Source organism: Kutzneria sp. 744, from assembly GCF_000568255.1.
In the GTDB taxonomy this organism is placed as follows: domain Bacteria; phylum Actinomycetota; class Actinomycetes; order Mycobacteriales; family Pseudonocardiaceae; genus Kutzneria.
The window spans coordinates 7,302,873-7,311,969 of the sequence record NZ_KK037166.1; the positions used below are offsets into that span (position 1 = coordinate 7,302,873).

The 9,097-nt window shown below is 70.6% G+C and carries 9 protein-coding genes and 2 pseudogenes; 3 read left to right on the plus strand and 8 right to left on the minus strand.

Annotation, left to right across the window (positions count from 1 at the left end; translation table 11 throughout):
• Window positions 1-49: 49 nt before the first annotated feature.
• The 6 genes and pseudogenes from KUTG_RS33610 to KUTG_RS59240 all read right to left on the minus strand — a co-directional run bounded on the left by KUTG_RS33610 (window position 50) and on the right by KUTG_RS59240 (window position 5,554).
• Window positions 50-1,300: a glycosyltransferase family 4 protein gene (locus tag KUTG_RS33610; RefSeq protein ID WP_043722577.1), complete on the minus strand. Its 1,251-nt coding sequence runs from the start codon at window positions 1,298-1,300 to the stop codon at window positions 50-52.
• 83 nt (window positions 1,301-1,383) lie between these two features.
• Window positions 1,384-1,701 (minus strand): hypothetical protein, encoded by a 318-nt coding sequence (locus tag KUTG_RS61935; RefSeq protein ID WP_198047389.1) that lies wholly within the window; start codon window positions 1,699-1,701, stop codon window positions 1,384-1,386.
• Window positions 1,685-2,629, minus strand: a complete 945-nt coding sequence (locus KUTG_RS33615; RefSeq protein ID WP_198047390.1) for a S53 family peptidase — start codon at window positions 2,627-2,629, stop codon at window positions 1,685-1,687. The genes KUTG_RS61935 and KUTG_RS33615 overlap by 17 nt, the downstream gene beginning before the upstream one ends.
• Window positions 2,630-2,660: 31 nt before the next feature.
• A pseudogene (locus KUTG_RS33620) lies at window positions 2,661-4,138 on the minus strand (1,4-alpha-glucan branching protein domain-containing protein).
• Window positions 4,135-4,860: a class I SAM-dependent methyltransferase gene (locus tag KUTG_RS33625; RefSeq protein ID WP_084580077.1), complete on the minus strand. Its 726-nt coding sequence runs from the start codon at window positions 4,858-4,860 to the stop codon at window positions 4,135-4,137. The pseudogene KUTG_RS33620 and the gene KUTG_RS33625 overlap by 4 nt, the downstream one beginning before the upstream one ends.
• Before the next feature lie 10 nt (window positions 4,861-4,870).
• Window positions 4,871-5,554 (minus strand): VOC family protein, encoded by a 684-nt coding sequence (locus tag KUTG_RS59240; protein ID WP_157494921.1) that lies wholly within the window; start codon window positions 5,552-5,554, stop codon window positions 4,871-4,873.
• A gap of 101 nt (window positions 5,555-5,655) precedes the next feature.
• Here KUTG_RS59240 and KUTG_RS33635 point away from each other — a divergent pair, with 101 nt between their 5' ends.
• Complete coding sequence (locus KUTG_RS33635) at window positions 5,656-6,372, plus strand: hypothetical protein (protein WP_157494923.1); 717 nt, start codon at window positions 5,656-5,658, stop codon at window positions 6,370-6,372.
• On the opposite strand, the gene KUTG_RS33640 is transcribed toward KUTG_RS33635, so the two are convergent.
• The gene (locus tag KUTG_RS33640; protein ID WP_157494925.1) at window positions 6,369-6,893 is read right to left on the minus strand and encodes a SecDF P1 head subdomain-containing protein; all 525 of its coding nucleotides are present in this window, start codon (window positions 6,891-6,893) and stop codon (window positions 6,369-6,371) included. The two genes, KUTG_RS33635 and KUTG_RS33640, sit on opposite strands and share 4 nt — an antisense overlap.
• Window positions 6,894-7,084: 191 nt before the next feature.
• Window positions 7,085-7,927, minus strand: a complete 843-nt coding sequence (locus KUTG_RS33645) for a DegV family protein (RefSeq protein ID WP_043722584.1) — start codon at window positions 7,925-7,927, stop codon at window positions 7,085-7,087.
• A gap of 213 nt (window positions 7,928-8,140) precedes the next feature.
• On the opposite strand from KUTG_RS33645, the gene KUTG_RS33650 reads away from it, so the two are divergent.
• Both KUTG_RS33650 and KUTG_RS56865 read left to right on the plus strand, forming a co-directional pair.
• Window positions 8,141-8,923 carry an electron transfer flavoprotein subunit beta/FixA family protein gene (locus KUTG_RS33650; RefSeq protein ID WP_043722586.1) on the plus strand — a complete coding sequence of 261 codons (783 nt, stop codon included), beginning with the start codon at window positions 8,141-8,143 and terminating at the stop codon, window positions 8,921-8,923.
• A gap of 24 nt (window positions 8,924-8,947) precedes the next feature.
• Window positions 8,948-9,097, plus strand: a pseudogene (locus KUTG_RS56865) (electron transfer flavoprotein subunit alpha/FixB family protein); the annotation flags it as partial.

A 9,097-nucleotide genomic window follows, 5' to 3' on the forward strand; every position in this document is an offset into this window, starting at 1 on the left:
AGGTTCCGGAACTCGACACATGGTTGCCTGGGAGCGGGACTCGCGGGGGTTAGTGGAAGGCGTTGCCGGTGGCGATTTTGGGGCGGGCGAGGACGCCGTGGTCACGGATGCGGGCGGCCTGGTAGACGCCGACGGTGCCGGAGGCGATGCGACCCCAGTCGAAGTCGGTGCCGAGGCGGGCCTTGGCGGCACGGGCGCGGCGCTGGGCGGCGGCGGGGTCGTCCAGCACGCCCCGTACGGCGGCGGTGAGGCCGTCGACGTCGGCCGGGGCGAACGACAATCCCGTCCTGCCGTTCACGACGACCTCGCCGAGGCCGCCGGCGGTGGAGGCGACTAGCGGTGTGCCGGCGGCGGCGGCCTCCAGGGCGACGATGCCGAATGGTTCGTAGCGGCTGGGCAGCACGACGGCGTCGGCGGCGGAGAGCACGGCCGCCAGTTCACGGTCGGAGAGGTGCCCGGCGAACTCCACGGCCCGCAGCACCCGGTGCTTGCGGGCCTGATCGGCCAGCCACTTGTCGTGGCTGCCGGTGCCGGCGACGACCAACCGGGTGCCGGGGTGGCTGCGCCGGATCCGGGCCAGGCCGGCGATCAGGTCCTGTACGCCCTTCTCCCACTCCAGGCGGCCGAAGAACAGCAGCAGCGGACCCCCGGAAGCCCCGTGCCGTTCCCGCGCCGAGGCGACGTCGGCGGGGCGCACCCGCCACCGTCGCGGCTCGATTCCGTTGTGCTGCACGGTGATCGTGTCCGGGTCCACATCGAACAGATGCGTCACCTCGGCCCGCATCGCCGCCGAGCAGGTGATCAGGCTGTCGGCCCGGTTGGCCAGCCACCACTCCACCGAGTGCACTTGCTGGTTCAGCGGCTGCGACAGCCAACCGCTGTGCCGGCCGGCCTCGGTCGCGTGGATGGTGGCCACCAGCGGCACCTCGGCCGCCTCGCACAGCGCCACGGCCGGATGCGTCACCAGCCAGTCGTGGGCGTGCACCACGTCTGGCCGCCACGTGCGCAGCAGCCGCAGGCCCTCGCGGATCATGCCGTGGCCCATGGCCAGCGTCCACGCCACCAGATCACGCTCGAACACCAGGTGCGGGGGATCCTCGGCGATCCGGATCACCCGCACGCCGTCGGACGTGAAGTCCGAGGTCGGGTTGGTCGCCGCGTCGCTGCCCGTGGGCTGCCGGCACAGCACGACCACCTCGTGGCCCTGCTCGCCCAACATGCGGGCCAGCGCGTGCACGTGCCGGCCCAGCCCGCCGACCACGACCGGCGGGTACTCCCAGGACAGCATCAGGATCCGCATGACCAGGGGATCCTGCCATGTCCGGGCCCGGGGCTACTCGGCGGTAGCCCCGGTTGCCCTCCCGGACCTCGTTAGAACGTGTTCTAGCGCAGTTCGGACACGAACCGGGCCACGTCCAGGGTGCCCACGCCGGTGGCGTGGTCGTAGCCGGGCACCGCCGGGTAGCCGGCGGTCCCGGTCTGCCCGGTGGTCACGTCGACCAGGCCGCGGGCGTGCTGGGCGGACAGCCGGTAGATGTCGTTGTCGATCTGGCCGAGCCGATGGCCGACGGCCTGGTCGGCCAGGGCGACGACGCCGGCGAACAGCGGCGAGGACTGGCTGGTGCCGCCGCCGAGCCACCAGCCGGGCGTGGCGTCGTAGCTGGAGTAGATCCACAGGCCGCCGTCAGGGTCGGCGTCCATGCTGACGTCGGGGCGTGCCCCGCTTGGCGCCGACCACGGACCGGACCGAGTTCTGGTACGAGGGGCGGTCGAACACCTGCGAGACGTAGCCGCCGCTGCCGCTCCAGGCGCTGTCGGCGGAGAGCCGCTTGCCGGCGTTGTCGAGGTTGAGGTGGGTGCCGCCGACGGCCGTGACGAGCGGGTCGGAGGACGGCCAGAAGCCGCCGAGGCCGGGCTGGGCGCCGCCGCCGTCGCCGGAGCTGGCGGTGAGGGTGACGCCGTGCTTGGCGGCGTTCTGGAAGGCGTAGCGCTGCGTGGTCAACGAGGTGTAGTCGCCGACCTCGTAGCCGGGGAAGTGCCGCTCGCCGGTGCCCCAGCTCATCGACACGACGTCGCCCTCGCCGGCGTTGACGAGGTGGTTGACGGCGCTCATCATCTCCGGCACGCCGACCGGGCCGTCGGTCTCGGCGACGCCGGTCTCGACGAGCACGATCTTGGCCCCGGGCGCGATGGCGTGCGCGGACTCGACGTCCAGGGTGCTCTCGCCGGCCCAGCCGGTCTGGTCGGAGTCGGTCGGGTCGAACGGCGGCACCTCGCCCCACTTGAGCACCTCGACCTGGGTGTCGGGCAGCCCGAACTGCTTGTCGAACACCTCCAGGTCGTGCTGGATGGTGGGCGAGCCGAAGGAGTCGACGATGACGATGGTCCGGCCCGTGCCGGTTATTCCCTTGGCGTGCAAGGGTGTCACGTCGTAGGCGGCCTGGAGCTGGGCCGGCGAGTAGCAGTGCCGGGCCAGCTGGGCGACGCACTGGTCGGTGGGCAGCGGCGCGGGCTGCACCGCCATGTGGTGCAACGGAATCATGGGCGTGGCGGCGGCGACCGCCGCGGTGGCGGGCAGGGTCGCGGCGACAAGGGCGGCGGCTAGCACCGCGCGTGCTGATGTGGACACGAACGGTGAACCTAGCGAGAGCGTCGGCCCGTCAACACCGTCTTGCGTCTAGATTTCCGAACACGCCGTTGCGAACCCGCAGCTCGGCGGCGAAATCGACCGCCTTGCCCCGTGCACCCAAACGAATGAGGTCCGCCAGGTGGGAAAAGGCGTCGGCGTGGGTTGACGCGCGGCGCCGGGCGTAGTCGGCCGCCGAGTCCTTGGTGACCATGAAGGCCCAGTCGCTGGACAGCGCCAGCAGCGCCTCGCGCAGCATCTGGTCGGCCACCGGATCGCGAACATCGCTGGGGCGCAAGGTTTCCAGCAGCGTGCGCTGGAGCTGGGCGTTGTCGGCGACCATGTCGGCCACCTGCTCGCCGTCCCAGACCCGCCAGTCCTTGCCCGACCCCCAGGAGGACGCCGGCAGGTCCACCCGGCCGCCCAGATGCCCGGATTCCAGCGCGCCACGCAGCGTCGTGACCCGAACGCCGGCTTCGGGTAACGCGGTCAGCACGGCGTCCAGCCACGCGGGGCCCTCGTGCCACCAGTGGCGAACAGCTCGGTGTCGTACGCGCGACCACGAAGCCCCGGATTCGGCAGCCGAACGCAGCCGCGCACCATCGTTCCCACGAAGTCGGCGGCGTGCCGCTGCACGGCCGCGGCCGCCAGTTCCGGCTCGTACGGCCGTTTCTGGTCCGGCGGCACGTTCTTGCCGGTCACCCGCGACGGCTTCAGCCCGGACGGATGGTCGTAGGTGTGGAAGTCCCGGTACACCGCGTCACCGGGATAGCCGGCCTTGGGGGACCAGACCCGGTACGTGACCTCGAGATCACGGCCGAAGCAGACCACGTCGCTGTCGCCGACGGTGCGCGCTGCGGAGGTGTCGCCGTGCAGGGCCGGACCGTCCACAAGGAACCGTTGCACACCGGCGGCGGCGTAACCCTCTTCCATACCAGGGGAATAACCGCACTCGGGCGCCCAGATGCCTTCCGGTCGGCGGCCGATCCGGTGTTCGGTGTCGGCGAGCCCGGTCTCCAACGCGAAGCGGCGGATCCGCGGATCCAGCAGCGGCTGGAAGGGATGCGTGGCCGGGCCGCCAAGTAGTTCGATCACGCCGTTGTCCACCAAGCCACGAAGGACCGGCGAGAACCCGTGCCGCCACTTGGTTTCGAAGTCGTTCAGCGCCTTGGCCGACGCCCGGTGCTCGGCGGCGGCCAGATCCTTCAGCAGCGGATCCTTCCAGCGGGTCGCCGCGAAGTCGGCCCGCAGCTGCCAGTTGCCGAGCCAGTCGTGAAATGCGCGCAGGCAGTGCGGATCATCCAGCTGGGCGGCCAGCACCGGCGTCACGCCCAGCGTCAGCACATCGCGCTTTCCTTGCGCCGCATAGCGTTCCAGCAGGTCGACCACGGGCAGGTAGGAGTGCGCCCAGGCCTGGTAGAGCCATTCCTCGCCGACCGGCCAGGAGCCGTGGTGGGCCAGCCAGGGCAGATGGCTGTGCACCACCAGGCAGAAAGTGCCCTCCTCGGTCACGGCTTCACCGCCACCGCGACGAGATCGAGGCTGCTGTCCACGTCGTCCTCCGTGATCACGAAGTCGTCCGCGGTGACCGCCTTGACCTCCGTCAACAGCTCGTCCGGCCAGCCGTTGCCGCCGAGGACCACCTCGACCTGCCGGTCGATGATTGCGGCGTCGATGTCCGGGCCGTGCCGCAGTCCTTGCAGGCCTTCAACGCGGAAGCCGGCCCCGCGTAGCAGAGAGTCCAATTCGGATGGTGCGAGTTCCCTGGTATGGAAGGGATTCAGCGGCGTGTCCCGTCCGGGCGAGAACGTGATCCGGTTCGGCGTCGTCACCAGCAGCCGCCCGCCCGGCCGCAACACCCGTCGGCACTCGACGAGAAAGCCGTGCTGGTCCCACAGATGCTCGATCACCTGAAGGTTGGCCACCACGTCCACCGACTCGTCGGCCAGCGGCAGCGTCGCCAGGTTGCCCCGTACGACTCCCACGCGAGGGTAGGCGCGGTGCACGTGCGCCGCCGTCAGTTGGTCGTAGTCCAGCGCCACCACCCGGTCCGCCACCCCGGCCAGCAGATCGGCGCCGTACCCCTCGCCGCAGCCCGCCTCCAGCACCGTCGCCCCCGCGCAGTGCGGCGCCAGCGCCAAGTACGCCGCCTCATGCCGACGGAACCAGTAGTTCTCCTCCGGGATGCCCGGGACGGTTCGTTCCCCGGTCAGGGGCAGCGGCTCGGCTGTCACGCCGCGAACCCTACCTGCCGGTAGGATAGGAGCTGACGCGGAGCACGTTGCCGTCCGGATCGTGCAGCCGCATCTCGTACATTCCCCAGGCCCGCAGCGACGGCGGCTCGGCGATCACCGCGCCCCGTCCGGTCCACTCCTCGAACAGCGCGTCGACCTGGGCCGCGGAGTGCACGTCCAGGTGCAGCCAGGTGGTGTGCTCGCCGGCCTTCTCGGTGAAGATGATCAGCACCTTGTCCCGGCCGACCTGCGCGGTGTCGGACGGCCCGGGCTCGTCGGCGTCGAGGAATCGGCCCAACGCGCCCGACCACCGCCAGCCGACGCGGAAGCCGAGCACGTCGGCGTAGAACCGCAGGCTGGTGGCCACGTCGGCGACCAGCAGGTTCGGCCGGCAGCCGGCCAGCGCCTCGGCGGAATGCGGGTGCATGGCGGCCAGCATTGCTGCTGCTATGGGGCGATGCCAGAGCTGAGACTGCGGGGAATGGGGATGCGCACATCCTTCGCTGAGGCCAGCGGAGTTCCAGACCGAGGGGCGCGGGCAGGGGCATGACCACTCGATGGTCGGCGACGAGATCCGGAACGGCCGGTGGGTGAATCCCGAGACGTTCGCGGCGTTCGCCGCCGGCTTGCAGACCGTGTCGGCCAGCGCGTTGCGGGTTCCGTGCACGACCTGGTGGTGGTGCGAAGGCGACACGTGCTGGAGTTCGTCGGTGAGGGCTACCGGCGGTACTGGGTCACGACCTGAGTAACACCGTCGACGCGCGTGGCGAATCCTCGGGCAAGGGGGGATTCGCCATGCGCGTCCGAGTTGTGTTGATCATCGCGGTGCTGGCCGCGGTCGGGGGCTGTTCGGTCGGGTTCGAGGTGCGGATTCCGGTCGACGCGGGGGCGGCGCCGGTGTCCACGCCGACGGTCCCGAAGGCCCCAGCGAGGCAGCTGACGCCGACACCCGATTCGCTGGCCCCGCACCACACGGTCCGGATGCGGCTGTTCGTCGCCGACCAGTTCCACAGCTCCGTGCTCATCCCGGCCCGGGTCGGCGTGGACGCGATCCGGGACGCCCAGGCGGCCAAGGCGGTGTGGCAGAGCCCGGCGCTGGCCACCGACAAGGCGGCGCAGCAGCGGGCCGTCGACACCATGGACTGCTTCCACGACAACCCGTTGCTCGGCCAGGACGACCCGGCCCTGCCGCTGGCCACCTGCACGCCCGACGACAGCATCGCCGTGCTGGCCCCGGCCCTGCTCACCGCCGACATGATCGCCGGCGCCACCTACGGCGACAGCGACGACCCAGCCCAGGGCGGCACGGTGTGGGTGCAGCTCAACGCGAGCGGTCGCAAGGCCGTGGCCGAGATGGCCCCGAAGAACGCCGACGTGCTGCTGGCCCTGCTGTTCGACGGGAAGTACATGTCCTCCCTGACCGTGACGGCCAAGCTGGCCGACACCCTCGCGTTCCGGTTCGCCGACACCACCGCGGCGGAGGAAGCGGCCTCGGCGATCGTCAACCGCTAGTGGTTGTTGATGGAGGCGGCGAGGTCCCGGGCGGACTGCTCGGTGAAGCCGCCGCTGATCTGGGTGTCGCCGTCGATGCGGCCGTTGATCTTGGGGCTGCTGAGCACCTGGCCGTCGACCAGCATGGCGACGTAGGCGCCCTCGTGCGTGCCGGTGAAGTCGGCCCAGAGCTTGCGGCCGGTGGGGGTGAAGGACAGGTTGATCACCCAGGCGTTCTGGTCGGGATCGTGCAGGTAGCTGGCCTTGTCGACGGCCTTGCCGTCGAGCAGCACGGGGCCGAGCAGCAGCTCCTGGTTGCCGGTGTCGCACGCGGCCAGCGGGAGGGTGGGGTCGTCCTTGCCCTTGAGGGGATCCGGCTTGGAGCAGTCGAGGGAGGCGAACGCGGCCTCCTGAGCGCCGGGGTCGTCGGCCAGTTGGGCGGCCTGGCGGACGTGCGCGGCCTTTGCGGGGTCGGTGATCGGCGCGGGGTTGGAGGTGGACGGTGCGATGTGCGGCTCGCCGATCGCGGGGTCAATCAGCACCGGCCGGAACCGCAACGTCTGGTGCGGGGTGTCGGGACCGGGAGTGGGCGTCGACCCCGAACCCGAGGCCGACGTGGACTGACAGCCCCCCAGAGCTGCCAGCGCCAGAACCAGGCACAGAACGCGTGCGCGCATGACGAGACTTTTCCCCCCGTTCGACCGAAATCTCACGGGAGGCTAGCGGCCTCGGATCACACCGGCGACACAGTTACGCCAAGCGCTCCCGGACCGAGATGCGCGAACACGGCGGAGCTGGCCTGGGTCAGCACGAAGCTGCGCGCACGCGGGATGCGAGCCTTGAGTGTGTCCAGCAGCGGGGCGGCCCGGGCATCCGGGCCGTAGTGCTGCACGGCGACATCCACCTGGTCGTTGCCGGCCCGCTTCACGGCGGCGTCGACCAGCTTCTTGATCGCACGCTCGGTGCCCAGCGCGCGGCCCGACGGGGCCACCTGGCCGTTCTTTATGGTCAACAGCGGTTTCATCGACAACGCGGTGCCCAGCAGCGCCTGCGCGGCCCCTATCCGCCCACCCTTGCGCAGGTACTCCAGGGTGTCCACGTAGATCAGTTCCGTGCCGGTGCTGTAGCGCCGTTGTGCCGCGGCGATCACCTGCCGCACGTCCCACCCGGCGCTGGCGGCCTGTGCGGCGGCCAGCGCGGCGTAGCCGAGGCTCATGCTGATGCACGAGCTGTCCACGACGTGCACGGGCACGCTGGCCTGTGCCGCCGCCTGTCTGGCGACCTCGCAGGTCTGCGACATCTTCTCCGAGATGTGCAGCGACACCACGGCGTCCACGCCCTGCGCGGCCGCGTCCTGGTAGGTCCAGAAGAACGCTCCTGGATCCGGTGGCGAGGTGGACACCGCGCTCCCGGCCTGCATGGCCTTGATCAAGTCCTCTGGCGCGACCCACGCCTCCTCGTCGAACCGATCTCCCACCTGGAGCTGTAACTGAACAACGGCCACTCCCGATGTAGCAGCCAGTTGCGGCGGAAGACAGGCGCTGGAGTCGGTCACTACGGCTACACGACGCCTCATGGGCTAGCAGGCTATCCGGGCTGACGCATGCCTGCATACGGGTGACGTCCATTCGGACGCGCACCCGTTGCCCGCGCACGCCCGCGTAGTGCGAGGATGCCGCGTGAGGACTCTCACGCCACCGGAGTGCTTGCCCGCGTTTGCACCCGTGCTACCCGTCGGTAACATTCTGGTGGTTGAACAGCCCAGCGCTCAGGAGGTCGAAGGAGACCGATGAACATCGTCGTCCTGGTCAAGCAGGTGCCCGACACCTACTCCGAGCGCAAGCTCGCCGACTCCGACCACACCCTGGACCGCGAGTCGGCTGACGCGGTGCTCGATGAGATCAACGAGCGCGCCGTCGAGGAGGCGCTGCAGCTCCAGGCCACGCACGGCGGCGAGGTCACCGTCGTCAGCGTCGGCCCGGACCGCGCCACCGACGCCATCCGCAAGGCGCTGTCCATGGGCGCCGACAAGGCCGTCCACGTCAGCGACGAGGCCCTGCACGGCACGGACGCGATCGGCACGGCCAAGGTTCTGGCCAAGGCCGTCGGCACGGTCGACGGCGTCGACCTGGTGCTGGCCGGCAACGAGGCGACCGACGGCCGCGTCGGCGCGGTGCCCGCGATGGTGGCCGAGCTGCTGGGCCTGCCCGCGCTCACCCACGCCCGCAAGGTCGAGGTCGACGGCACGACCGTGAAGGTCGAGCGCGAGACCGACGAGGGTGTGCAGCACCTGCAGGCCGGCCTGCCCGCCGTGGTCAGCGTGAACGAGAAGATCAACGAGCCGCGCTATCCGTCCTTCAAGGGCATCATGGCCGCCAAGAAGAAGCCGGTCAGCACGCTGACCGTGGCCGACCTTGGTGTGGACGCGGCCGAGCTGGGCATCGCCGGCTCGTGGACCTCCGTGCTGGAGTCCGCGCCGAAGCCGCCGCGCTCGGCCGGCCAGCGCGTCGAGGACGAGGGCGACGGCGGCACGAAGGTCGCCGAGTACCTCGTCGGCCAGAAGCTGATCTGACGAACTGACGAGGAGGAAACAGACATGGCAGAGGTCCTGGTCCTCGTCGACCACGTCGACGGCGAGGTCAAGAAGGTCACCCACGAGCTGCTGACCGCGGCCCGCACCATCGGTGAGGCCAGCGCGGTCGTCGTCGGCGCCCCGGGCACCGCGGCGAAGCTGCGCGACGCCTTG

What these genes read in the sequence shown, in the direction of transcription:
- KUTG_RS33610 (WP_043722577.1), bottom strand. Translation starts at nt 1,300, where the DNA reads ATGCGGATCCTGATGCTGTCCTGGGAGTACCCGCCGGTCGTGGTCGGC.
- KUTG_RS61935 (WP_198047389.1), bottom strand. Translation starts at nt 1,701, where the DNA reads ATGGACGCCGACCCTGACGGCGGCCTGTGGATCTACTCCAGCTACGAC.
- KUTG_RS33635 (WP_157494923.1), top strand. Translation starts at nt 5,656, where the DNA reads ATGCGCGTCCGAGTTGTGTTGATCATCGCGGTGCTGGCCGCGGTCGGG.
- KUTG_RS33645 (WP_043722584.1), bottom strand. Translation starts at nt 7,927, where the DNA reads ATGAGGCGTCGTGTAGCCGTAGTGACCGACTCCAGCGCCTGTCTTCCG.
- KUTG_RS33650 (WP_043722586.1), top strand. Translation starts at nt 8,141, where the DNA reads ATGAACATCGTCGTCCTGGTCAAGCAGGTGCCCGACACCTACTCCGAG.